Source organism: Caulobacter sp. DWP3-1-3b2, assembly GCF_049896325.1.
Classification (GTDB): Bacteria; Pseudomonadota; Alphaproteobacteria; order Caulobacterales; family Caulobacteraceae; genus Caulobacter.
Window position 1 is genome coordinate 66,978 of sequence record NZ_JAFCUB010000013.1, and the last position, 22,899, is coordinate 89,876.

General features: G+C 62.5%; 20 protein-coding genes. 6 read left to right on the top strand and 14 right to left on the bottom strand.

Annotation, left to right across the window (positions count from 1 at the left end; all coding sequences use genetic code 11):
• Positions 1–88 precede the first annotated feature (88 nt).
• Entirely contained in the window at positions 89–1,117 is a 1,029-nt protein-coding gene (locus ACP7AG_RS10970; protein WP_426030838.1) for an IS30 family transposase, read from the top strand.
• 195 nt (positions 1,118–1,312) lie between these two features.
• Here ACP7AG_RS10970 and ACP7AG_RS10975 read toward each other — a convergent pair whose 3' ends face one another.
• The 7 genes from ACP7AG_RS10975 to ACP7AG_RS11005 all read right to left on the bottom strand — a co-directional run bounded on the left by ACP7AG_RS10975 (position 1,313) and on the right by ACP7AG_RS11005 (position 13,693).
• Complete coding sequence (locus tag ACP7AG_RS10975) at positions 1,313–4,237, bottom strand: Eco57I restriction-modification methylase domain-containing protein (protein ID WP_426030839.1); 2,925 nt, start codon at positions 4,235–4,237, stop codon at positions 1,313–1,315.
• A 181-nt stretch (positions 4,238–4,418) separates the two neighbouring features.
• Complete coding sequence (locus ACP7AG_RS10980; protein WP_426030840.1) at positions 4,419–7,592, bottom strand: UvrD-helicase domain-containing protein; 3,174 nt, start codon at positions 7,590–7,592, stop codon at positions 4,419–4,421.
• Complete coding sequence (locus ACP7AG_RS10985) at positions 7,589–10,264, bottom strand: PD-(D/E)XK nuclease family protein (RefSeq protein WP_426030841.1); 2,676 nt, start codon at positions 10,262–10,264, stop codon at positions 7,589–7,591. Before ACP7AG_RS10985 ends, ACP7AG_RS10980 begins: the two co-directional genes overlap by 4 nt.
• A gap of 243 nt (positions 10,265–10,507) precedes the next feature.
• Positions 10,508–11,251 (bottom strand): DUF6602 domain-containing protein, encoded by a 744-nt coding sequence (locus ACP7AG_RS10990; RefSeq protein WP_426030842.1) that lies wholly within the window; start codon positions 11,249–11,251, stop codon positions 10,508–10,510.
• A gap of 9 nt (positions 11,252–11,260) precedes the next feature.
• The gene (locus ACP7AG_RS10995) at positions 11,261–12,205 is read right to left on the bottom strand and encodes an AAA family ATPase (protein ID WP_426030843.1); all 945 of its coding nucleotides are present in this window, start codon (positions 12,203–12,205) and stop codon (positions 11,261–11,263) included.
• Positions 12,202–12,720: a hypothetical protein gene (locus tag ACP7AG_RS11000; RefSeq protein ID WP_426030844.1), complete on the bottom strand. Its 519-nt coding sequence runs from the start codon at positions 12,718–12,720 to the stop codon at positions 12,202–12,204. Before ACP7AG_RS11000 ends, ACP7AG_RS10995 begins: the two co-directional genes overlap by 4 nt.
• A gap of 7 nt (positions 12,721–12,727) precedes the next feature.
• Positions 12,728–13,693 (bottom strand): CBASS oligonucleotide cyclase, encoded by a 966-nt coding sequence (locus ACP7AG_RS11005; protein WP_426030845.1) that lies wholly within the window; start codon positions 13,691–13,693, stop codon positions 12,728–12,730.
• A 133-nt stretch (positions 13,694–13,826) separates the two neighbouring features.
• Between ACP7AG_RS11005 and ACP7AG_RS11010 the strand changes: the two genes are divergently transcribed.
• Entirely contained in the window at positions 13,827–14,741 is a 915-nt protein-coding gene (locus ACP7AG_RS11010; protein WP_426030846.1) for a helix-turn-helix transcriptional regulator, read from the top strand.
• A gap of 40 nt (positions 14,742–14,781) precedes the next feature.
• Here the strand turns inward: ACP7AG_RS11010 and ACP7AG_RS11015 are convergent, their stop codons facing one another.
• Together ACP7AG_RS11015 and dinB are read right to left on the bottom strand one after the other, a co-directional pair.
• On the bottom strand, positions 14,782–15,699 hold the full coding sequence (locus ACP7AG_RS11015; protein WP_426030847.1) for a 3'-5' exonuclease: 918 nt from the start codon (positions 15,697–15,699) through the stop codon (positions 14,782–14,784).
• Positions 15,696–16,793 (bottom strand): DNA polymerase IV, encoded by a 1,098-nt coding sequence (gene dinB / locus ACP7AG_RS11020; protein WP_426030848.1) that lies wholly within the window; start codon positions 16,791–16,793, stop codon positions 15,696–15,698. The genes ACP7AG_RS11015 and dinB overlap by 4 nt, the downstream gene beginning before the upstream one ends.
• 79 nt (positions 16,794–16,872) lie before the next feature.
• Here dinB and ACP7AG_RS11025 point away from each other — a divergent pair, with 79 nt between their 5' ends.
• The 4 genes from ACP7AG_RS11025 to ACP7AG_RS11040 are packed head-to-tail and all read left to right on the top strand — an operon-like array spanning position 16,873 to position 19,151.
• Positions 16,873–17,088 carry a hypothetical protein gene (locus tag ACP7AG_RS11025; protein WP_426030849.1) on the top strand — a complete coding sequence of 72 codons (216 nt, stop codon included), beginning with the start codon at positions 16,873–16,875 and terminating at the stop codon, positions 17,086–17,088.
• Positions 17,081–18,223 carry a DNA cytosine methyltransferase gene (locus ACP7AG_RS11030; RefSeq protein ID WP_426030850.1) on the top strand — a complete coding sequence of 381 codons (1,143 nt, stop codon included), beginning with the start codon at positions 17,081–17,083 and terminating at the stop codon, positions 18,221–18,223. Before ACP7AG_RS11025 ends, ACP7AG_RS11030 begins: the two co-directional genes overlap by 8 nt.
• Positions 18,220–18,945 (top strand): GIY-YIG nuclease family protein, encoded by a 726-nt coding sequence (locus ACP7AG_RS11035; RefSeq protein ID WP_426030851.1) that lies wholly within the window; start codon positions 18,220–18,222, stop codon positions 18,943–18,945. Before ACP7AG_RS11030 ends, ACP7AG_RS11035 begins: the two co-directional genes overlap by 4 nt.
• Before the next feature lie 23 nt (positions 18,946–18,968).
• Positions 18,969–19,151, top strand: coding sequence for a hypothetical protein (locus ACP7AG_RS11040; protein WP_426030852.1), 183 nt, complete (start codon positions 18,969–18,971; stop codon positions 19,149–19,151).
• Between the two features lie 118 nt (positions 19,152–19,269).
• Here ACP7AG_RS11040 and ACP7AG_RS11045 read toward each other — a convergent pair whose 3' ends face one another.
• The 5 genes from ACP7AG_RS11045 to ACP7AG_RS11065 form a co-directional block, all read right to left on the bottom strand.
• On the bottom strand, positions 19,270–20,016 hold the full coding sequence (locus ACP7AG_RS11045; RefSeq protein ID WP_426030853.1) for an NADPH-dependent F420 reductase: 747 nt from the start codon (positions 20,014–20,016) through the stop codon (positions 19,270–19,272).
• Between the two features lie 26 nt (positions 20,017–20,042).
• Entirely contained in the window at positions 20,043–20,468 is a 426-nt protein-coding gene (locus ACP7AG_RS11050; protein ID WP_426030854.1) for a MarR family winged helix-turn-helix transcriptional regulator, read from the bottom strand.
• Between the two features lie 329 nt (positions 20,469–20,797).
• The gene (locus ACP7AG_RS11055) at positions 20,798–21,415 is read right to left on the bottom strand and encodes a hemerythrin domain-containing protein (protein WP_426030855.1); all 618 of its coding nucleotides are present in this window, start codon (positions 21,413–21,415) and stop codon (positions 20,798–20,800) included.
• 133 nt (positions 21,416–21,548) lie between these two features.
• Complete coding sequence (locus ACP7AG_RS11060; protein WP_426030856.1) at positions 21,549–22,298, bottom strand: SDR family NAD(P)-dependent oxidoreductase; 750 nt, start codon at positions 22,296–22,298, stop codon at positions 21,549–21,551.
• Between the two features lie 167 nt (positions 22,299–22,465).
• A partial coding sequence (locus ACP7AG_RS11065; RefSeq protein ID WP_426030857.1) for a DDE-type integrase/transposase/recombinase occupies positions 22,466–22,899 on the bottom strand: 434 nt, incomplete at its 5' end.

Consider the following 22,899-nt stretch of genomic DNA (forward strand, 5'->3'; position numbering starts at 1 on the left):
TGCGCAATTCTTGTGTAGCCGGGCGGATTCTATTTTGAAGTGCGATTTGTGAGGGTTTTTATGGACTTAGGTCCACGGAGATTTTCACATGGGATCGCGCTACGACCATATCACGATTGAAGAACGCCACCTGATCTGTCGCTGGCGTGACGCCAAGGTGCCTGTCCGGGTCATCTCCGAGCGCCTAGGCCGCCACCCGTCGACCATACATCGCGAGATCCGGCGCAATTGGTTTGATGACGGCCCGTGGCTGCGCGGCTACTTCGCCATCGCCGCCGACGAGCGCGCCTCATCGCGACGCAGGCGTGTCGGCAAGCTGCATCGTGATCCAGAACTGGCCCGCTTCGTCACGGAGCGTCTGCGAGAGACCTGGTCGCCAGAACAGATCGCGGGCCATCTCAAGGCGACCCGCCAACTCCAAGCCTACGCCTGCCACGAGACCATCTATCGCTACGTCTATGGGCCAGATGGCCGGGCCGCAGAGCTCTACAAGTTGTTGCCCAGGATGCGTCGACGCCGTCGTGTGCGCTATGCCCGACAGCCACGCGGCCTGAACATCCCACTGCAAAACACCATCGCTCAGCGCCCTGCCCACATCGGCGAGCGCAACAGCTACGGCCATTGGGAGTGCGATCTGATCGCGTTCCGCAGGGAATATGGGCGTCACAACGTCACGACGCTGGTGGAGCGTCGAAGCCGATATCTGATCCTGATCAAGAACCCGAGCCGCAACTCGACAGGCATTATGGCTGGCCTAGCCAAGCGTCTGGAGCCGCTCCCTCCGCCGATACGGCAATCCATTACCTTTGATCGCGGCACGGAGTTCGCCTTCTTTGGGACCCTGAAGCGCTCGCTGGAGATCGACAGCTACTTCTGCAAGCCACAGGCGCCTTGGCAAAAAGGCACGGTCGAGAACACCAATGGCCGTCTGCGGCGCTTCTTGCCCAGCGACACGGACATCGCGTCGGTCCCGCCGGAGAAGCTGCTGGAGCTGAGCACCAGACTCAATCGGATCCCGCGCAAATGTCTCGGCTATCGCACGCCGGAGGATGTGCTCGCCGAGCAGATCGCGGCGACGGCTGGGACACGGGCGACGAACGGGCTCTGCGCTACGTGATGGCTCCGCGCCCGCCCGTCGCCCGACTGCCAAGACCCTGAAACCCTGAGATGACAAGAGGCCCCCTCCCCGTCATCCTGCCCAGGCCCTTCGTCGCACTTCAGTTAGAACCCACATTGTTTTAGCGAGGGTTTAATCCCCACGACTTCTGCAGCACGTTTCAAGCGAGGTAGATGATGTGCCGCGACGTGCATGTCATCCGCCGCCCCGCCTTCTCGACGGCGGGGGCGTTTCTGCCACAATCCCCGCCTCAATCGCCTCGCGTTGCGGATCCGACGCTCCGTAGAGCCGGAATACAAGATCGTCGGCTCGAGTTTCGCAGGCAGCTATGCGCCTGGACTGAACCTCCCTCAGATGAGGAGTTTTCGCCGAGGCCCGAGCGGCATAACCCTCGACAATCTGATCATGTGTACCCGCCAACGCCTTGATCGTTTTGGGATCACACACGCTTGGAAAGGGAAATTCCCTAAGATTTCGGATCACCACTTTCGGAAATAACTTACGCCCACTCTTAACGGCATAACCCTTATAAAATGCTGACATGAGGCGACTATTCAGAACGCAAGTCAGGGCTTTAAGTCGCTCTTCGTTGTCTTCAGGGTCTAGTACATTGAGGATGCTCTTGTTGTTGAGGTATTGCGGAGCGACAAACGCAGCGTTTAGACAGTACGGGAGAGGCGCTGTAATCTCCCTCAACAAAATGCGTGGCCGGGTGAACATCCCTATCTCTCGCGGCTGAGATAGCCAGGGGCCATAGCGCAGAAAATCGCCCGACCACCTGAGGCCGTATCTTTCGACGTCCCGACCCTGAAGGTAGGGCAACGTCTTGGAATCTAGCTTTCGCCTGGCGTCAAAGACATGATTCTTGACGTCTTCTGCGCTTTGGGGCGGGAGCCCTTTGCCGCGTTCGTACGCCTGCAATCCGGTAAGGACGTCGAAGGCTGCGCCCAGAGTTCCTGACGCAAGCTTCACCGCATCAAGTGCTTCCTGAGCGTCGCCAGCCGATCCGGTGGTGATCCGGTAGCCGTTATCTCGCCAGCGGGCCTTTTTCGCCTTGGCAGATTTGCCGACAGCAAATTCACTCCTAGAGGAAGCGACTAGGACCTGCACGTCCGCCGTCGACGCCTCCTTTGCAACGATGAAGATAGACGGCTCCATCGCCACTCTATTGAAAACTGCATACGGAAGATCGGCCAGCACCCTCAGGCGATCGACGTAGGACTGGCGAAGTAGTTTGCCACTTTCAATAGTAAGCCAGGAGTTTGGAACGATATACGTACCAACTCCGTTTTTACCGAGCAATCTGAGTAGTAGTTCCATAAACAGCAAATATGTATTGTGCTTATCCCATATCATCTTGTATTTCGCGGTGAAATAGGCCGTCTCAGCCTTCGACAAGTGATCTCTAGTGAATATGTATGGCGGGTTGCCGACTATGACGTCAAAGCCACCCGATCGCATCACGGCAGGAAATCCCTCTGGCCCGGACCACGAAAACGCGTTGATTTTCTCCGGCTCCACGCCTTCGAAAGCTAGTTCATCGCCACTGTATATATCGGGTGCGATTAGGGAGTTCCCGCACTTGATGTTATCCTCAAGGTCAGGCAGCGCCCGTTCTTGAAATACAGAAAGGAACGGCTGGATTGTTTGCTCAGTTTCGCCTTCAAGAACCTTCAGCAGAAGCGAAAGCTTTGTTACTTCCACCGCCTGATCGTCGATGTCCACTCCATAAATGTGGGTGAGAAGAATGCGTCGGCGCTCATCTAACGTTAGCCGAAGACCACCCCGCGCAGTCTGCACAAGTGTTGCGCGCTTCCCCTTCACCCATCGGGCCGGCTCGTTTTCGATGTAGTACGTGAGGTACCAATTGAGTAAGTGCTGGTAGACAACAATTAGAAAAGATCCCGAGCCGCAGGCAGGATCTAAAACCCGCAATTTGGCAATCTGGGTCGGCGTTTTCCCCCGAATTTTGGGATCGAGCGTTTCTCGCACCATGTATTCAACAATATATGATGGAGTGTAGTAAACACCTCCCGCCTTGCGAATTGCGGGCTTGTCTTCTACTTCAACTTGGTGTGCCGCATCTAATTTTATGACCTTACCCAGGAACTGTTCGTATACCTGCCCCAGGATATCGGCACCGATGACCTGGAAGGCGAACGGGCTCTCTGGATAATAGAGCCCGAGAAGCATCGTCCTCAGAACTTTATCATCGATTTTTAGCTTGAGCGTAAGTTCATCCGGTGATTCCGCGCGGCCGCGCTCGGCTTTGAAGTGAAATATGCCAGAATTATACTTCGCGTCGGCAGCCAGAAACATACCCGTTAGGGCGGTGTATACCTTAGTTTTCTTCGCTATTGCTGCTAATCGGCCATAGTCCTCGATCCCTCGGTCTTCACATATGCGCAAAAATATGATGCGATCTATAATCCTCTGGACGGCAAAATTGAGCTCTTTATTGTCTATAGACTTATTATTCTTGGCCAGGTCATGGGCTAGATCTGCTCGCCAACCCTCAATTGTACGAAGAAACTCCACGTCGACTTCGGACGTTCCCCGCTTTGACTTGTTATCTTCGACGTATTTGTCAAATGATCCTCGCAACACTGCGTCTTTCGAGAACGTGGCGTAGATCCAATCCCATTTTTCCGCCAACTCTCTGTAGGAGCAGATAAACACTCGGCCCTTACCTGCCTTGTCGGTCTTCTCGGGCTTAACCCGCGTGTCGTAGACCGCGAATTCGGCGAAGTTCACGAGAATGCTCAAGGGGAGCTTCGCGCTCCAGGCGTACCGTCTAAGCTGGTAGGCCGATTGAGCATTTCGGCTTATGACGACACTCGGCTTTTTGGCCTCGACAAAGAACTTGCGGACGCCGCCAATTCTGAACGTGAAATCGGGTGCTTTGACACCGTCGTCGGTCCGTAGTGCTTCTTCCTTTACGACGTCCCGGTAAGCCTCTGCATATCCAGAGGTGTTGTCGACGTCCCAGCCGAGCGCCACGAAGAAAGGATTTAGGAAGTCATCCCGAAGGAGCGTCTCGTTATAACCGGTTGCGGTGTACGTCGCGTGGTGATCTTCAAACCGCTTGACCAAGTCGACGATTTCTACGGGAACGGGCATAGTCGACCTTTTGGTGAGCTAGAGTCTCAGACTGTCCTGTTTCGGCCCCGAGGCCCAAGCGATCCCTATCGGCTCGTGGAACTATGCGGTGAGCGCCACCAGCTGCATCTGTTCGATAGCCTTTGGGAGACCTCACTGCAGCTGCGGCTCGACGGGGCCTGCGAAGCGGCGGGGGGACGGGTCATGACGCGGGCTCAAGACGGACCGCGAAACCCGCAATGGGCTGATGCAGCCAAAACCCGCGGGTTGGCTTGTTAGTGGCTAACAGCAGCGCCTCTGCGTAATTTGAAAGCTGCGCCGCCACCCTGTCCATCCGCGCAGTCTCGTCCTCAAGGATGCCCGGAAAGCTCTTGTGATCAAAGATCACAAAGGCGTCCTCAAACTCGACAAGAAGATCCAGCCGGCCATCAACCAGCTGACTGTCGATCTCGGCGTGGACGGGCCATTCCCGACGCGTCTCGCCCGACCCGAACCTCTCACCGAGGAACGCGCTCAGCCGGTCACTGGCCGCCACCAAGTCTCCACCCGACAACTGGGGCACGCCCCACCGCAGCAGAATGGCTTCCGCAAGTTTTAGGCGTGCCTCGCCGCCAAGCCCGGGATCGTCGGCCGCAAAGAAGCGGTGACAAGCTTCACCGAGCGCGGCCATGTCGGGCAGGCCGTTCATGGCCAATCGTTCGCCTAACCGGACGCGTTCCGCGATGCGCCATCCCCCGGGCCCAACGCCGGCGCTAGGCGGGCGACGCAGCGGCCGATGGTCAATGAGCGCCGTCTCGGTCGGTCCGAACACAGGCGGATCAGCCGATGTCGCAGGTTCTTCGACTCCACCATCGAAAGTTGCCAACCGAGCCGCATGCTGCTGACCGCAGGCCAGAATCCCGTCCCCCGAAAAGGTGACGGCACAGCCTCCATCATGCCCGGGCAACTCATTGAGCCAGGCGAGATTTGCCGATGAGTTGACCAATACGAGATAGTCGCGGGCTCGCGTTGCGCCGACATAGAGCAGCCGAGCACGCTCGGCGCGTTCCGCGGCAACGGCCGCCATCCCAATATCGCACTGATCCGAGGCGTCTCCGAGCGCTAGGTCGCTCGCCTGTTCGCCGTAGGGCCAGACCCAATACCGGACCCAGCGATCCGCCAGAGGATTACGCCAGTCAGGTGCGCGATCTGTTTCGATCGCGATGCCAAACGGGTCAGCGCGCGCCGGGTCGTCGAGGTCGCCGAGTAAGACGATCGGCCATTCCAAGCCCTTTGCGCCATGATACGTCAGGATTTGCACCGCATCTGGGTCACGGCTCTTCGGCTGGAGAGCCCTGGTTTGATCGGCCAGCCACGCACAAAGTCCCGTTACGGTAGCGGCGCGGCGCGCGGCGCGTTGTTCGTCTTCATAGACGCGGGCCATGCCCCGTAGAGCCTCAACATTGTCGAAGCGCGCCTCTGGGAAACCCCAGGCGCGAACGATCTCGAGGATGCCCGGCGTTGATAGGACAGCGTCCAGGGTCTCCGCCGGCGTGAGCGTCAAGGCTTGATCCCGGATGTCGGCCAGACGACCTGCAAATGGAATGATTGCTTCAAGCGCCTCGCCGGGCTTCTCGGCGAACACGGCTTCGAGCCACGCGCCGTCCGCCCCGCAGAACCTGGCGAGTTCTGCGGCGGCTAATCGATCGGAACCATCGGCCGCCAAGCGCAGCGCCGCTAACACCAGCTCGGCTTCGGGCGTCGTAAGCAGACCGCTGCGTTCGACGGCGGTCTTCACGCCGGCGCGGGTTAGGGCAGCGGCGAGCACTTCGACCTGAGGGTTGGTCCGACACAGGAGCGCAACGTCGCTACCCCGAGCGTCTCGGGTTAGCCCCTCCTCCAACAAAACCGGCCAAGACCCCGGCGCAGCGAGCAGACTGCGCACCGCGCCGACCAGCGCCGCGGCGCGAAGGCCTTTGTTTTTCCCGGTGATCGACCAAACGGCGAGCGGCGGCGGCAAGCCTGCTGGCTCTTTGCGGTCAAAGTCCGCGAAACAGATTTCCGCTTCCTTCATGCCGTCCAACAGGAAGTTCGGCTTGAAGACGTCATTAACGAAGGCCGTCAGGCCGCCGCGCGATCGATAGGATTTATCAAGGACTGAAGATTGCCCACCGGTGTCGGCGGCGATCTGACGGGACGCCACGGCTGTCAGGGTCGGGTCAGCATCTCGGAAACCATAGATCGATTGTTTGGGATCTCCGACCCAAACACTCAGAGGAGAGATCGCATTAAGGGCGGAGAAGATCGCCAATTGGATGGGGCTGGAATCCTGCAGTTCGTCGATGAACACTGCCCGAATGCGCTCGCTGAGCATGGGCTGATGTTGGGGATCGCGCAGAATGGCCAGGGCCAAGGTCTCCTGGTCTACGAAGTCCAGAAGGCCGCGCGCCGCCTTGAACCGTGCATAGGCTTCGAGCGCCTGAGCGACGCAGGCGAACTGGCCTCGGATGAAAGTCGCCAAATCCTCCCGCAGCGAAGGATGCCGGGGGTGGGCGCCGGCCGCCGCAACCACATGCGCGAAGAGGTGCTTGTCGGCTTGAGTTTCGCCCAGCTTTGAGAGGGCGGCCCACACCGCCCAGGGAAGTGGGTCACCCCGTTCAAGCCGCCCCACCGCGTCGCGAATGCGGGGCAAGTCCTTGTTGATCGTTCCCTTCTTCAGACCAACCATGAGGCTCGGCGTCAGGGCTGCTGAGCAGTCTCGAAGGGCGACTTCAAGCGCAGCATCCAGGCTTGCGGCAGTCTCTCCGGCGTGTTCGGTCGGCATCAGCGCCAACAGACTGTCGACAGATCGCGTGGCGCAATGGTCGAGGTCCACGGGGCCTAGACCATTGATCCGTGCAGCGCTGGCCAGGCGCCACAGGTCATCTCGCCAGCCACGCCGCGTCTTGCCGAAACTTGACCGGTAGTCACGTTCGCCCATGCCGAAGCGTTCGGCCAATGCGGATTGGCTTTGGGCGCAGCCAGCGATGGCTTCAGCAGCCGCCTCGGCAAATACTTCGGCCTGTCGGTTTTCGGCGATGACGTCTGACACCGGAGAACGCCCGAGTTCCATAGCGAACTCGCCGACCAAGCCGCCGCAAACGCTGTTGACCGTACCGATACGCGAGGCGAGCAAGCTTGCCGCAGCCTCAGATCGTCCGGCCTTAATGAGGCGTTCCCTGATCCGCCCGCCCAGTTCAGCAGCAGCCGTCTTGGTAAAGGTGGCGGCCAATAGATGGCCAGGATCTAGCCCTTGCATGATCGCCTCGGCGATCCGATCCACCAGCGTGTAGGTCTTGCCCGTTCCTGCGGAGGCGAGGACTGTGTGCACAATGCCTTGATTGGCGATCACGGTCATGCGCTGGCCCCCGTATCCTTGACCCGGCAGAGGGTCGCGTAATCACATCGATCGCAGCGCACTTCGCGCACGAGACTTAGGTTGGCCGGTCCGAGACCGTCGGCCCCCTCCACACCAAGCGCCACCAATCCATGGTCTGGGACATGGGCTCCCCACGCCGACCAAGTGCCCATGACGGAGCCCCAGGTATCCTCCAAGCTTCGCTGCGCGGTGACCGTACGGCCTTGCAATCGCCCGCCGGCCGGGACGACAAACTCACGCTGGTTCAGCAGGAAGTAGCCCGCCTCAGCTCGCAATGTGGAGTCCACCAAAGCGACATAGGTCGCAAGTTGCACCGCTAGGCCGTCTTCGACTTCCTTACGCCGCGCGTTATCGCTGCGGGTCCATTTAAGGTCGATCACGACGGGAGCGCCCGATGCGGTACGGGCGAGGAGGTCGATCGTTCCCTTTACGGCCAACCCTTCAAATCGCCCTTCCGCGCTAATTTCCATGGCTTCCACAGTGAGCTCATTGCGGCGCAGAGCCATTGAGAGGGCCGCGATGGAGGCTGGGAGGCGGCGGCGGGCGAACGCGAAATCTGACGCTGCCGCGGACGCCCGAAGCGGCGCGGCCATCTCGTCCACCAAAGCGTCGAGGCGCGCTTCAGCCGCGGCTGCGACGGTGGCGGGCACTGAGGGCGCGCCCGGCGGCAACAACTCGGCAGCCAGGGCATGAGCCAAGAGGCCTAGCAGCTGGTTTGCATCAGGGATTGAACGTGCCCGACCTGGCCGTAACCGCGCGACATGCTTGAGCGCCCAGGCGAATTGACACGCCAGGAGGTCTTCGAACGCCGTCGCCGATTCGACGCGGGCCGCCGCCAGTTCAGCAAATCGGCTCGGGGCTGCCCAGCGGGCCACGCCGTGTGGCACCGGTGCAGGGTCGACCTCCCGGCGGTGGAGATCGACACCGCCGACAGCGAGATGTGGTGCGCGGAAAATGTCCTCCACGCGCGCGGTCACGGCCTCGGTGCGCATGATGGGCGCCATCCTGTGCGCCAAAGGGTGAGCTGCGGTTTCCGCACCGGCACCCAGCGAGGCCCTGACGAGGATCAGGCGCGCTCCGGCGTTTAAAACTGGCCGTTCCCAGGCTGAGCTCAATCGGCGTGCGGCGGCGGCGTCGGTGTCGGGTTCGCAGCCCTCAGACCGCAGGGCCGCACGTTCAGCAAGCGTCCACGGTGTTCGATGCGGTCGCTCGCCCGTGTCAGTGAAGTTCCACCACACCACGGTGTCAGCCCGCCCCCAGACAGACCCAGGATGAGCTACCGTGCGCCATGGCGCGGCTTGCGCCTGCGCCATTGGGTCCCCTTCGCCATCCGCCAAGGCCTGATCGACGATCCGATCCAGCAAGGTTCGAGAATAGCTTTCTCGATCTAGCCCGCGGACCGCCTCGACCACCGCTTGCGCTAAGCGCTGAGCGCCCAGGAAGTAGGCCTCACCTGTCGCGGCGTACTGAACCACCGCCCAGTCTGCGACCCGGGCGCAAATCGCCAGAACGACTTCCAGCGAGAGCCCGCCAGCGGTATCGACGGGAGAGGGGCGAACCCAGGCATCCCACCGTTCAAGTTTAGCGGCTACGGATCGATGGTCCGCCTCAGTGTGAGCGTCTTGAAGCGCGGTCGCTTCAATCTCGGCCCATACCGCGCGCCAGTGTGGACCATCCAGGCCCGGGCTCTCTGACATCGCCATGGCGATCTTTCGCGCAACCGCCTTCGGAAGCGGCGGGCGCGGCAACAGCAGGAGATCTAGAAGCGCCTGCGGATCGAAAGGGCGCCAAGCCAACTGGAAGGCCAGTGGTAAGACTTGCAGGACCCCGCGGAATGGCGATCGGGGTGAATAGCCCGCCCGCGGTTGCGCCTGCCGGGACAGGACGCCATCTAGCAGTTGGCTGTTACCGTCCTGGGCGATCAACACGACCGACCCTTGAGGCGTCTGATCAGCCCCAAAGTAGGTAGCCAAAGCCTCGGCGGCCATGATCGGGGTATCGGCCAGCAGCTCAACGACACTGCCGTCAGGACCGGTCTTGTCGTAAGTCCCGGCCTCGATCCAGGCTTGGGCGCGGCCCAGGGCGACGCCGGGATCAGCCGCCGAGCCCACGGCCAGTTGCTCAACAACCACATCGCACGCCTCCAGCCGGTCGAGGAGCCGGCGCCAGCCGGGTGACAGGCTGGCCCGCTCGTCGATCAGACGCAGACGCCGGAGCGTGCGCGACACGCGGCTGTCCAATTGCCTGGCCACTTCGGCGAGACGATCAGCCGATCCGGGCGCTAATGCTGGCCCCGCCCCTTCGACGTCCGATAGATCCGCGAGGCGCCCTGAACCCAGAATGCCGGCGCGCCATCCTGCTTCGACGAGGCCGTCTCGCCAGCCGAGGAGCTGCCGCGCCGTCGCCCAGGGGTCGGCGGCCAGCGAGCCGCTGTAGAACCGACCATTGCTATCGGCGGACTCCAACTTGCGTTGAAACGCAGCAATGCGGACGACCTGCGGATGCGTCGGGCCCGAGAGTCCAAGGTGGGTTTCGAGAAGGTCCAGAAGGCCCAGAGGACCAACAACAGGCTTTCCACTCGAGCCCGCGCCCTCGCCACCATGCGGCGGATAAGCAGCACGATCCGCCCACATGCCAAACACAACGTCCATCACTGTGCGTCCAGCTGGCGCAATGGGACTAGGTTGACAGCGGCCCGCCAGGGGACCTTTGAAAGCGGCACGGACCAAGCGTGCTCCGACCTACCAAAGAAAAGCTGCATCTGTCCCCTCCCGAGGGAGTCCTGATCTTAGGACCTTGAGTGGCCACAATCTATGCGTGTCACGTTGACTATCTTATGCCTTTGCGAATCTAGGGCTTCTGCGCTTCGTGGATGAGGCTCGCGATGCGGATTTTTAGGTTGCTAAAGACTCGGCTGAAACCTCTAGCCAGCGGGCGTAGGCCCTGACATCGATCATCGGAACAGTCGCGTTCTCCTGAAGGCGAGCGATCAACTCGAAAAGAAACGCAGTCGCTGGCTTAGCTATCGGCGTGATCAATCCGCACCCATCCGGCCCGCAACCGAAGAGCCCGTGCGCCGCCGTACATCCTAGGTCGAGTCGACGTTCGTCGACGCCCGCAGCGAGCGCATTGATCAAGGGATCGCCCAGGCCCGGCGACCAGTCGCTATCGAAGGTCAACAGTCCGCCCAGGATGTGCTGAAGCGGCTTGGGCGGATAAACACCGCCAGCATGCGGGATCGGCAAACTAGTGCGATGCAACTTGCGGACGCTGGCGACTTTGTCCTGAGCGTAAGCGACCTGCCCCGCGTTGATGGCCTGCTTGGCTTCGAAAACCGCATAGACGCTTTCGGCCGGGATGATGGTCGCGCCCTGATAGCTGAAAATGAAGGGCGAGTATTGGCGATCAAAGACAACCACGTCGATCTGGTCGCTGAAGGCGCCCTTGGTATCGACGACGTGCGCAGTTGCGGCGCTGTAGCGCTTCGGCAAATAGGTCTTGAGCAGCTCCAGCCACACCTGTTCGCTAGCGTCACCCTTGGTTCCGGGGTGGCCCAACGTGGCCCGCACGGTCGAGAGCTTCTGCTGAATGTCGTCGTGCAGCCCCGAAAGGAGCTTCTGTAGGGACCAATCGCTCATCGCCTTCTCCTACGCGCTACCAACGTCTTTAAAAGGCGGGGTCGGCGCCATCTTTCTCGCGATTTCCACCGCCCGCGCCGCTTCGACGGCGCGTGACGGGTACGCGTCCAGTACGATTGCCGGCAGAAGCCTTTGGGTGATGTCTGAGAACGTGAAGCCGATGTCGCACACGCCACGCTGCGGCCCCGTCGCCGCAACCAAAGCTTCAATATGACTGGAGGTCATACCTAAGGCGGACAGGCGGCTCGATAGGATGAAGCGGCGCTGCTCGTCGCTCGGGCGGGCGAAACTTAAGATGTCCGCCGCTCGGCGTCGAACAGCCGGGTCGAGCGCGTTGAGCCGGTTTGTGCACATGATCACCGCGGCCGGCAACTTGGCATTCGCCAAGCGATCAATGCCGCGGATGAAGGCATTCACCCCCGCGCGGTCCTCATGGTGCATCTGGGCCGCTTCGCGCGATTGCGCGAGGGCGTCGGCTTCGTCGACGAGCAGGATCACAGCTCCCCGCGAGCGGCCGCTGGGGGACTTAAGCTTCATGGCCTCGTCGAATGTCACGTCGAAAGCCGCTGACAGCAGCTGGGTCATTTCGCCGACTCGGCCTTGTCCTCGCGTTGCGAGGCTCAGCGGGAACAGGGTTACGTCGATAGATTCCTGACGGGCGACGGCGTCTCCGATGGTTTCAGCAAGCTCGGTTTTGCCAGATCCGACATCGCCGGCCAGAATGACCAAAGGCGGTCGTCGAAGGACGGTGTCGAGCAGCTGGCCGGCGTCCGGGTGGTAGCGCCGAGCCCATGCGTCCAGCCCGGCAGGGTTGACGAGGAGCCCAAGGATTTTGGCCAGACGGCTTTTTTGATCATCTAGACCGACGAGTCGGGCCAAACGACCTTGGGGTTCAAAATCCGGGAAGGACTGGCGACGTTCAAAAAGGTCGTCGAGGTTAGGCTTGGCGTTCACGAGAAGCTCCGGACGCTGGAACGATTGAGGGCGCGACCGCCCGACGAATAGGTGCGGTCGTCAATCAAATAGCCGTTGACGCTCGGCTCAGCGGCGTTGCTACGCGAGAAGGGCAATCTGGCTTCGAACGACGCCTGATCCGCCGAAGCCAGCGCATGGTAGGCGGAGCTGTAGGTCAGGTAGCTGTGGAAGGTCGCTCCATCGACGTTAGCCGACGCCCGCATTTTTCCGGGGTCGTCGTCACCCGACGAAGCCCCCATGAGATCCTTGGCGGTGTAGCGCAGCGTCGGCTCGATCCATTGATCGTTCCGCTTGAAGCCATAACTGACCGTACCGAGGTAGCCGGCCTTCAGCAGCTCGACCACTTCGGCCTCAAACTGCGCGATTCGTTCATCGGTGGGCTTGCCGTAGAAGCGCTGCATCCGCTTCAGGTCGGTCGCCACCTTCGCCGCCATGTGGCGCGCGTGGGTAACGGTGAAGGTGGAGCTCTCGGTGATGCTGTAGCTGCTGGACATGGGCGCCTCAGACTTGGAACGTCGAGCCGAAGACCTTCTGCCAGTAGGCGACGGTCAGGGTCTTGTTGGGTGCGGCCAGGGCAGCGTCGATCGCATCCCCGGCTTCCATGGCCGCCTCGACGATCGCGTCGGCGTTGGCCTGGGTGTAGAGGCGGGCGACGTTGTTCTCGGCATTTACCGGATCAATGATCTGAACCGTGTCGCTGGAGGCCTTGATCGTCGAGAGTGGATAGTAGTCGGCGAAGGCGATCCGCTGGCGCATGTCGCTGCGAGCGAGGTAGGTGAAGAAGTGCTGCAGCGCTTCGGGATAGTCCGAGAAATCCAGACCATCGTCGCAGAGCTTGGCCAGGATCATCTCGATCATGAAGGACTTGAAACGGAAGCCGTCGCGCTCCTGCTTCATGCGGCGCGCCCAGAACTTCACCAGCCGGACGACCTGAGAGAAGTGCTTCTCCTGCAGCTTTTTGCGCTTGCTAGTGAATTGGAGGTGCAGCGGAATGCTGGTCTTCAGGAACGAGCCGTCGTCCTGGCTCACCAGGTTGCCGTACCAGTTGGGGTCTCCATCGTAGAGGATCGGCACGACATCGACGTCAAGCCCGCTCCCCCGGAAAGACACCGTCACCGAATAGGTCTGCGGCCGCACCTGATCCGGCGAAAAATTCGGGAAGGCTTTGCGCAGGCGCTCAGCAAGGTAGGTCAGAAGCGCCGCAGTGCTATGCGGCGCATCGGCGCCGCTAATGTAGCATGCGACGTCGATGTCGTTCAGCGTTCGGAGGGCGGTGCCTTTCGCCAGGCTGCCGGATAGCATCATCTTCTTCAGGGTGAAATCGGGATGCTCGTCGAGATAGCCTTCCAGCTTCTCGCGCAGCCGGCGAGCCTGGGCGCGATATTCGTCAGCCTTATCTTTCGGCAGATTCACGCGGTCGGCGGCGAACCGCACGATGTCGGCGTGGGAAACGTGTTCTCGGCTCATTGCGCCCCCTTCTGAGGTTAACCCCGACCCAAGCCTTGCCCCTGAGCCCAAAGCGGTGGATCGTAAAACACGACCCATCTGGCAACTATGTGGGTATAGTTATAACACCCGTCAAGTGACGATAGGGGTTTTTATGAGCGAGCGCGATGATCGCCGGAGCTGGACGCTCAGCCGGCGCCTGGAGTTCGTGGAATGGAAGCTTTTCTGGGAGGGCCGGCTAAACCGTAATGATCTCGAGGAGACCTTCGAGATCTCACAGCCACAGGCGTCGGTTGACCTCCGCCAATACCGGGAGGCGGCACCCGAGAACATCGAGTACAACGCCACCGAGAAGGCTTTCCTTCCCGGTAAGGGAATGCGGCCGCGCTTCCTTCGGGTGTCCGCTGACCGGCTATTACTTCAGCTTAGAGCCGTGCTGACCGGGGCGCTTCCGCGCGAGGACCTATGGTTTCGCGATATGCCGTCCGTGGACATGGCACCCGACATTGCCCGTCACGTCGAGCCTGAATGCCTGAAGGTCATCCTCGCAGCGATTAGATCCCGCAGAGCTGTGCGTGTTCGTTATCAATCGCTGACCAGTTCGCGACACCGAGATATCGCGCCGCACGCCTTGGCCTTCGACGGCTATCGCTGGCATGTCCGCGCCTGGTGTTGCGAGCAGGAGGATTTCCGAGATTTCGTGCTGACGCGGATCGACGAAATCGGAGACCTCAAGTCAGCCGACTACAATCCGAGTGACGATCTTGAATGGACAACGAAAACGACGCTCAAGCTTTGTCCACACCCCGGCCTCACCGAAGATCAAAGGCAGGCGATCCAGCGCGACTACAATATGAACGACGGATGTAGGGACATCGAGGTGCGGCTTTCGATGGCCTACTACTTCATCAAGCGTATGAACCTCGACCTGCTGGACCTGCCGCCTCAGCGAGCTCAGATCGAGCTGCAGAATCTAACGGAGGTTCGGACGGCGATCGAGCAAGCGAAAGTTGCGACGAAGGCTCGGGTGGAAGCCCGAAGACATGGAACTGGCGGAGAAGCCAACTAATCGTTCGCTTGATCGGCGTGGGCCGAATGTCTGACTAATATCAGCAGCGCTCCGAAAACCGGTCGTACGCGTCGATCCTTCGGACCAGCAGTTCGATTTCGCCTCGGTAGATTTCCGCTTTCAGAAAGGCCAACTCCGTCTCCTTCGCGCCATCGGCGACGTCAATAAACCAGGCCTTGGGCGAGCCGCTCCCCTCCCCGTTCCAACGATAGCCACGGGCTTTCAGCACGTCCTTCAGGTCAAACGGCGAGTTCTCCGCCCACACCCGCCAGGTGGGCTGCCGCGCCCGCTCCAACAGCTGCGCCAGCGCAAACCGTCCGCTCCGCGGCAACGGCGTCCCCAACAGCGCGACCGCCGCCAGGCAGTCATTCCTCGCCCGATGCCGCTCGTAGAAGAACCCTGCCCCCGCCGCGAGATAGGCCAGCTTCGTCCCCTCGTGGCCTTCGTCCGCCCAGTCCACCTGGCTCATCGAGCAGGCCCAGGCCTTGGTGGTAAAGGTCTCGCAGAACCGCTCCAGAAACCGCCGGTCGAACCCTGCATTGTGGGCGATCACCAGCGCCGCTCCGGCCGCAAACGAGCCGACCGCCGCAGGATCGATAGAATGCCCGGCCACCATCTCGTCGGTGATGCCCGTGATCGCGGTGATCTCTGACGAGATCGGCTGGGCTGGTTGCCGCAGCCCATGGAACGGCGCGCCCACCGCATAAATCTGCCCGTCGAGCCCATAGGTGAACGGCACCATGGCCAGCTCGATGATCTCGTGCCGCGCGGCGTCCAACCCCGTGGTCTCGACGTCGACCACCAATCCCTGGCGGACCTTCTCGCCGGGCGGCGGCGCGACGGCCACGTGCGGCGCCAGGCGCCGCAGCACCCGATAGGTCCCGCTGGCCTCCAGCGTCCGCGCCATCGCTTCGAGATCGTCCACCTGGTCGCCCGGCCCCACCTTGCTATTATTCATGCGCTCAGCCGCGACTCGTCCAGCAGCGACAGCTCATCAGCGAGCTTAGACTCCCCGCCGGCGAAGTTGGAGAGGGTCACCCCCACCAAACGGATACCCTTAGGCATCGGATAGACCGACCGGATCAGCGCCAAGGCCGCCTCATGCAGCACAGCCCGGCTGTCGATCGCCGCTCCCAGCGACCGACTGCGGGTCGACTGCTGGAAGTCTGCCCACTTGATCTTCACGGTCACCGTCCGCCCGCGGCCGCCGGTCTTCTCACACCAGGCCCAGACATCGTCCGCAATCGCCAGCACGCCGGTCTCGATCGCCGCAGGGTCGGTCAGGTCCGCCGCGAAAGTGGTCTCCGACCCCGACGACTTGCGCTCCCGGTCCGGCCGCACCGGCCGTTCGTCCCGCCCGCGCGCGATGTCGAAGTACCAAGGCCCAGACTTGCCGAAGTGCGCCTGCAGGAACGCCAACGACTGCTGCTTCAGGTCGGCGCCGGTCTGGATGCCCAGCTTGTGCATCTTGGCCGCCGTCACCGGCCCGACCCCATAGAACTTGGTCACCGGCAGCGCCTCGACAAAGGCTTCGCCCGCATCTGGCGGCACCACATACTGGCCGTTCGGCTTGCGGAAGTCCGACGCCAGTTTGGCGATGAACTTACAGTAGGAGATGCCGGCCGAGGCCGTCAGACCGGTCTCCTCCAAAATGCGCGCCCGGATCTCCTTGGCCGTCGCCGACGCCGTCGGGATCCCGCGAAGATTGTCGGTGACGTCCAAATACGCCTCGTCGAGCGACAGCGGCTCGATCAGCGGCGTGTAGTCGGCGAAGATCGCGTGGATGTGCCGCGACACCGCCTTGTAGACCTCGAACCGTGGCGGCCGGAAGATCAGCTCGGGGCATTTGCGCAGCGCCGTCGTCGACGGCAGCGCCGAGCGCACCCCGAACTGCCGGGCTTCATAACTCGCGGCCGCCACCACCCCGCGCTTCTCAGGGTAGCCGACGGCGACCGGCCTGCCCTTCAGGCTCGGGTCATCGCGCTGTTCAACCGACGCGTAGAAGGCGTCCATGTCGACATGAATGATCTTGCGGACGCGCTCGCCAGTCATGAGCGGCAACCTAACACGTCGCAGAACAAAACAAGAAACATCGCTCGACGTGGCGCCACGCAGGCGCCAACGTGGCTCCATGGATTCCGATTCGACAATTGCTACCGTCCGCAGTCTCGACCGCATCAACCTGCGCCTCGCGGCCGAGACCTTCGCCGACATCGACGCCGCGTGCGCCGCACGCCCGGGCAATGTCTCGCGCAACACCTGGATCGCCGAGGCCGTGCAAGAAAAGCTGGCGCGGGAGCCAATGGCCGCAGCATCGCAGACAAGCGAGCGCCGCGCCCATGGGTAGCTTCTACGAGTTCTTCGCCGGCGGCGGCATGGCCCGCAAAGGGCTGGGCCTCGATTGGACCTGCCTGTTCGCCAACGACTTCGACTTCAAGAAGGGCCTGACCTACCAGGCCAACTTCGGCGCGGCGGAACTGAAGGTCGCCGACATCCGCGCCATCACGCCGGCCGACCTGCCGGGCACAGCCGACTTGATGTGGGGCTCGTTCCCTTGTCAGGACCTCTCTCTGGCTGGGGTCGGCGCGGGTCTCAAGGGCGAGCGCTCAGGCACCTTCTATCCGTTCTGGGACGTGGTCCGAGCGCTCAAGACCGAAGGTAGGGCCCCAAGGCTAATTGCCCTGGAAAACGTCTGTGGCACCCTGACGTCGCACAGCGGCAAGGACTTCGAGGCGATCTGCCGGACCTTCGCCCAGGTCGGCTACCGCTGCGGCGCCCTGGTGATCAACGCCGACCTGTTCGTCCCACAGTCCCGGCCGCGGCTGTTCGTCATCGGCGTGCGGGATGACGTACCGATCGACCCGGCGCTGTTGTCACCCGAGCCGCTTGAGCCCTTCCACACCCGGGCCCTGCGGCGGGCGGTCGAGGCGCTGCCGGCGACCGTTCGGGGCAACATGCTCTGGTGGAACGTGCCGACGCCGGGTCACCGCGTTCGGACCCTCGCCGACGAGATCGAAGAGCACCCGACCAGCGTCACTTGGCACACCCCGGCGGAGACCGACCGCCTGTTGGCCAAGATGTCGCCGGTCAACCGCGCCAAGGTTGCCGCCGCCATGCGCGCTGGCCGGCGCATGGTCGGCGGGGTCTATAACCGCACCCGGCTGGATGAGCGCGACGTGAAGGTTCAGCGCGCAGAGGTGAGGTTTGACGACGTGTCCGGCTGCCTTCGGACCCCGGCCGGCGGGTCGAGCCGCCAGGTGATCTTGGTCATTGATGGCAAGAAGATCCGCTCACGCCTGATCTCGGCGCGCGAGACCGCCCGACTGATGGGCCTGCCGGACGACTACAAGCTGCCGAAGAACTACAACGAGGCCTACCACTTGACCGGCGACGGCGTGGTCGTCGATGTCGTGCGCCACCTGGCCCAGCACGTCCTTGAACCGCTACTGGCCGAAGCGATCGAGGCGCGAGAGGTGGCGTGACCGACGTCCCCAGACGCAATCCCGACGCCGTCAACTTTCCGCCGTTCGAGACCGAGGATCTCCGTCAGAACCTGACGACGTTCCTGGACTCCCCCTTCGACGATCCCTCCGGCGCCCGCCCCTTCGTGGGCAACTACAAGTGGGGCGTCTATGCCTTCTTCGACTATGACGGCGAGCCGATCTATGTCGGCCAGACCAACGAGCGGCTGCGCACCCGCATCCGCCGCCACCTGACCAACCAGCGCACCGACGCCGTGGCCATGTCGGTCCTCGATCCCTTCGAGGTCTTCGAGATCGAGGTCTGGCCCCTGCCCCAGTTCCAGGACTCAAACCGCGCCGACATGGCCGCCCGCCAGCACCTCGATGCGCTCGAACGGCTGATCACAGACCGAGCCGTCCAGGGGTCGCAGTTCAAGGCCATCCTCAACGAGAAGGATCCGCCGCCTGGCGACCTCGCGGTCGAGCCTCCCCCGTCGTTACGCGGCCGTATCGTCTCCGAGCGGGTCCACGAGCTGCGCTCGCACCCCGACTTCAGGATCGCCAGGCGCGCCTTGATCCTCTCGCGGCTCGCCCAGGTAATTTCGGAGCGCAAGGTCCAGGGCGGTCTGCGCCGGGTTCTCCTCACCCAAGCCAAGCGCCTGCAATGGCTCTCGGCGCGCCGTTATGAAGCGCTCGGCGGGGCCGCCTCTGTGGCGGTCGAAGCCGAAGGCGAAGAGGTCTAGGGCGGTAGCGGGCCGATGAACCGATGATCGCGCCCCACCCTGCGGAAACCGCGCCCAAGGACGGCCGTGTGATCCGCGGCTGGTTCAGGTTCGACGGCGGCGCCCAGCTCATCGCGGTCAGTTGGGACGCGAGGCAATCGGCGTGGGTCAACCTGGTGGGTGAGCTCGTGCCGAACGGCGTCCTGAAGAACTGGGGCGACGGATAGCCGCCGCTCGTTCTGCCTCATCACCCGCGCAGCCTGCCGAGCAAAACGAAGATCCCACGGGATGGGTATCGCTCCGCTCGGCCACCCCCAGAGTGACGTCGCTGTACTACGGGAGCCGTTACATGTTGATCGCGCGGACCAGTCTTACGCCCCAGTCTGCATCGGGATTGGTTGTTCCGTCGCCAAGACGCTCCTGCATCACCGCAACCCCCAGGTCCCGCCGCGCGGGCAGTCGTTGTCGCTCGGCTGCGGCCAGGGCTGCCCCCATCTCCTCACGCGTCAGATCCGTGCAGTAGGCCGGCGCACCCGGCTGCTGACGCCAGGACTCGGCGAGCGTGCCGGCGGCGAAAGCGTCCAACCCTGTGTCCTCGACCAGCGCCATGGCGACTTCACGATCTCGATCGCGATTGGCGGCCACCGGAAGAGCGATCCGACCCTGCGTTCCCTTGGGCGCGGCCTTGTTGGCCAGGGAGGCGGACCCAATCGCGTTCCATGCTTTGGCGATCGGCCGGCCGAGTTGTTCGACGACCCAGAGGCTTTCGGTCTGGCCGGCTTCGATCGCTTCGATCTTGTCGTCACGGAACGGGTAATAGTTGGAGGTGTCGATCACGACCGTCCCCTCCGGCGTATTGGCGATCAGCGGCGCGATCTCGGGTATGCGGTTGAGCGGGATGGAGAGGATAATCACCTCGACGTCAGCGACAGCCTCCTGGGTCGTTACCGCCTTGGCCCCTGATGACAGCACGTCGGCGTCGATCGTCTCCGGCCCCCGCGAGTTGGCCACCTTTACCTCGTGCCCCGCCGCACTCAGCCTCTTCACCAAGGTCTTGCCGATGTGGCCTGTGCCAAGGATGCCGATCTTCATGGTCGTTGTTCCGTTCGTTGAAAGTTTCAATTGTCTGCAGGGTGCGCCAGCGCTTCGAGCGCTCGACGAAGCTCGTCCACACCCTTGTCCGTCAGCTGACAGGCCGACTTAATCCGGTCGGTGACACCGCGGATTTCGGGCTCAAGCGCCCTTGCGCGCGAGGTAAGATCGACCTGAACACGGCGTTCGTCATTCGGGTCGCGTTTCCGCGTGACCAGCCCCGCAGCATCCAGCCGCTTCAACAGGGGGGTGATCGTCCCAGTATCCATGTCGAGGCGAGCGCCAAGCTTACCGACTGTGACGGGCGCTCCGTCCAGAAGGTCGAGGATCACCAGATACTGTGGGAACGTCAGGCCAAGCGGCTCCAGAATTGGCTTGTGCAGTCGCACCATCCGGTTCGCCGCGCTGTTGAGCGCGAAGGACAGCTGCGTCGCTACGCTGCGATGTCTCAATGTCCATATTCCTCGTGCGCCAGTGTCTCGTTCACTAGATAATAAGTGGGGTGTTGAATTCAACCCTCTCGGGAGACGGCGTTGCAAACCTGTGCACAGGAGTGGGGCAGCCTGGCCTCACATGGCGATTTGAGGGCTGCAAGAAGCCTGGCCACCGGCCAGGCGGGCCGCCAAGGGGCGGACCAGTAGGAGCCGCATCACGACCGGCGGGCGTGCTCGGTCCCGCCACTGCTCCCCATCCCGGGGCGTTGCGGGGTGTTCCCGCAGAAGGGGTCGGCCGAGACCCAGAGGCTCCGCCGCAGGGGAAAGCCTTCCTCTCCCCAGAAATCTCAGCCCAGCGGTTTTTGATAGGTCTCGACAGGCTCATCCGGCGCGAACGACCGGTCTTCCCCGGCAACGCCGCTGATAAGCAGACCACCCTCGAAATATCGCCCCGCCTCCTCGCGGTACCGCGCCGTCGCATGCGCCTGAGCCTCGGCCGGCGCCTTCTCCTTCATGTCGAGAAACCAGTCGCTTTCCTCTTGGTATACATGGGTCTTCACCGCGCCTTCCAAGTGGCCGAGCTTGTCGAGGTAGTCCTCGCTCATCGGGTCCATGACCTCGAGCGCCGCCATCTGCATCTTGGCCGCCGTCTGTTCGGCATAGGCCGTATTGGCGTGTCCCTGCTTCCCCGCCTGGGCCAGGGCCGGGTAGATCACCGCCTCCTCGGCCATGGAGTGGCCGGTCAACAAAGCGCCCAGCGTCTTCTCCGCCTTGCGCCACGCGACAGCCTTGGTTGCCGCCTTAACCGCCGCGAACGCCGTATCGATTTCCTCATGGTGATCGAGCACCTGCGACAGCCAATCGTCCGGCTCGGCGGCGGCGCGGGCCTTGGCATGGGCTTCAGCGCGCTTCTCGTCGCTGACGGGCGGGGTGACGGCCGCAATGGCCTTGTCGAGAATGGACATGGGACCTCCTTAAATGTCTTCCCTAGGAGCCGCTCAGGCGGTCATTCGTTCCGAGGTCCAAGCAAAACGGTCCCACCGCCTGTCGGGCCGATCACGCTCGGGGAAACCTACCGCCCTGAAGACGTAGGCGGCCTCAGGTGTGGGCCTCATCCTCGCGCTTCATCCGCTCGCGCAGACCGCCGTCCATCCGCAGGCCGTCATCCATCGGCTCATAGATCGCGCCCGTGTTGTCGGGCGCGAAAGAGGCCTTTTCTGATTCAGCCTTGGAGAGCTTGGCCGACATGCGTTCGGTCATCTTTGGCATGAGGTGGTGGGAAAGGTCTCCAGCCTTGGCCTTCCAGCCGACCGGCTGCTCTTCCTTCGGGTCCAGGCAGGCGTCGATGATGGCGTCGACGACGATCTGCGGGTCGTCCATCATCGCCATGCGCGGCGCGTGGCCGGTGTAGTTGGCGGCGTGGATCCACCAGGGGGTATCGACCGCCCAGGGCATGATGGTGCCGACCTTGATCCCCGTCTCGCCGGCCAGCTTCAGCTCCTCGTTCAAGCTGCGGCTGAGGCTGAGAACGCCGGCCTTGGTCGAGGCATAGGTGTTCTGCAGCGCCAACGGCGTCTCGCTGTCGACCGAGCCGGTATTGATCAAGGTGCCATAACCCTGGCTGCGGAACTGCTTCAGCGCTGCGTGGGCCCCGAAGATCAGGCCCTTCAGGTTCACATCGACCACGCGGGCATGGTCCTCAATCGGAATGTCCCAGAAGTACCCTAGGGCGCCGACACCGACGTTGTTGATCCAGACATCGACGCGCCCGAACTGCGCCACCGCGGCGGCGGCCAGCGCACTGTGGGAGCGGAACTGTAGTGCCCCGACAGAGTTAATCGCGCGCACCCCTAACTTGGAAGTCGATCATGGCCACCACGGCGAAGACCAAGGCCACGAAAGCGGCTGACCGCAAGACCCACCGGCGCGCCTCAGATACGGGAGCAACTGACGCGATCGCGCTACTCGAGGCCGATTGAACCGCGCCGGGTTTGCCGGAGGCCATTTGGTTTAAGTTATGCCGCCATAGCGGGTTGGGCGAGCGTGGCATAGTAGGTGGCTTCGGCTTCCGCCGGCGGGATGTTGCCGATGGGCTCCAAGAGCCGCCTGTTATTGAACCAGTCGACCCATTCTAGCGTGGCGAACTCGACGGCCTCGAAGGACTTCCACGGTCCACGCCGATGGATGACCTCGGCTTTGTAGAGGCCGTTGATCGTCTCGGCCAAGGCGTTGTCATAGCTGTCGCCGACGCTGCCGACGGAGGGCTCGATGCCGGCCTCGGCCAGACGCTCGGTGTATTTGATCGAGACATACTGGCTTCCGCGGTCGCTGTGATGAACCAGGCCCGCCCGATGCGCCGGCCGGCGGTCGTGAAGGGCCTGCTCCAGGGCGTCGAGCACGAAGCTGGTGTGGGCCGTGCGGCTGGCGCGCCAACCGACGATCCGCCGGG

Coding starts and splice junctions, on each gene's coding strand:
- ACP7AG_RS10970 (WP_426030838.1), top strand. CDS start 89: ATGGGATCGCGCTACGACCATATCACGATTGAAGAACGCCACCTGATC.
- ACP7AG_RS10975 (WP_426030839.1), bottom strand. CDS start 4,237: ATGCCCGTTCCCGTAGAAATCGTCGACTTGGTCAAGCGGTTTGAAGAT.
- ACP7AG_RS10980 (WP_426030840.1), bottom strand. CDS start 7,592: ATGACCGTGATCGCCAATCAAGGCATTGTGCACACAGTCCTCGCCTCC.
- ACP7AG_RS10985 (WP_426030841.1), bottom strand. CDS start 10,264: ATGGACGTTGTGTTTGGCATGTGGGCGGATCGTGCTGCTTATCCGCCG.
- ACP7AG_RS10990 (WP_426030842.1), bottom strand. CDS start 11,251: ATGAGCGATTGGTCCCTACAGAAGCTCCTTTCGGGGCTGCACGACGAC.
- ACP7AG_RS11000 (WP_426030844.1), bottom strand. CDS start 12,720: ATGTCCAGCAGCTACAGCATCACCGAGAGCTCCACCTTCACCGTTACC.
- ACP7AG_RS11005 (WP_426030845.1), bottom strand. CDS start 13,693: ATGAGCCGAGAACACGTTTCCCACGCCGACATCGTGCGGTTCGCCGCC.
- ACP7AG_RS11010 (WP_426030846.1), top strand. CDS start 13,827: ATGAGCGAGCGCGATGATCGCCGGAGCTGGACGCTCAGCCGGCGCCTG.
- ACP7AG_RS11015 (WP_426030847.1), bottom strand. CDS start 15,699: ATGAATAATAGCAAGGTGGGGCCGGGCGACCAGGTGGACGATCTCGAA.
- dinB (WP_426030848.1), bottom strand. CDS start 16,793: ATGACTGGCGAGCGCGTCCGCAAGATCATTCATGTCGACATGGACGCC.
- ACP7AG_RS11025 (WP_426030849.1), top strand. CDS start 16,873: ATGGATTCCGATTCGACAATTGCTACCGTCCGCAGTCTCGACCGCATC.
- ACP7AG_RS11030 (WP_426030850.1), top strand. CDS start 17,081: ATGGGTAGCTTCTACGAGTTCTTCGCCGGCGGCGGCATGGCCCGCAAA.
- ACP7AG_RS11040 (WP_426030852.1), top strand. CDS start 18,969: ATGATCGCGCCCCACCCTGCGGAAACCGCGCCCAAGGACGGCCGTGTG.
- ACP7AG_RS11045 (WP_426030853.1), bottom strand. CDS start 20,016: ATGAAGATCGGCATCCTTGGCACAGGCCACATCGGCAAGACCTTGGTG.
- ACP7AG_RS11055 (WP_426030855.1), bottom strand. CDS start 21,415: ATGTCCATTCTCGACAAGGCCATTGCGGCCGTCACCCCGCCCGTCAGC.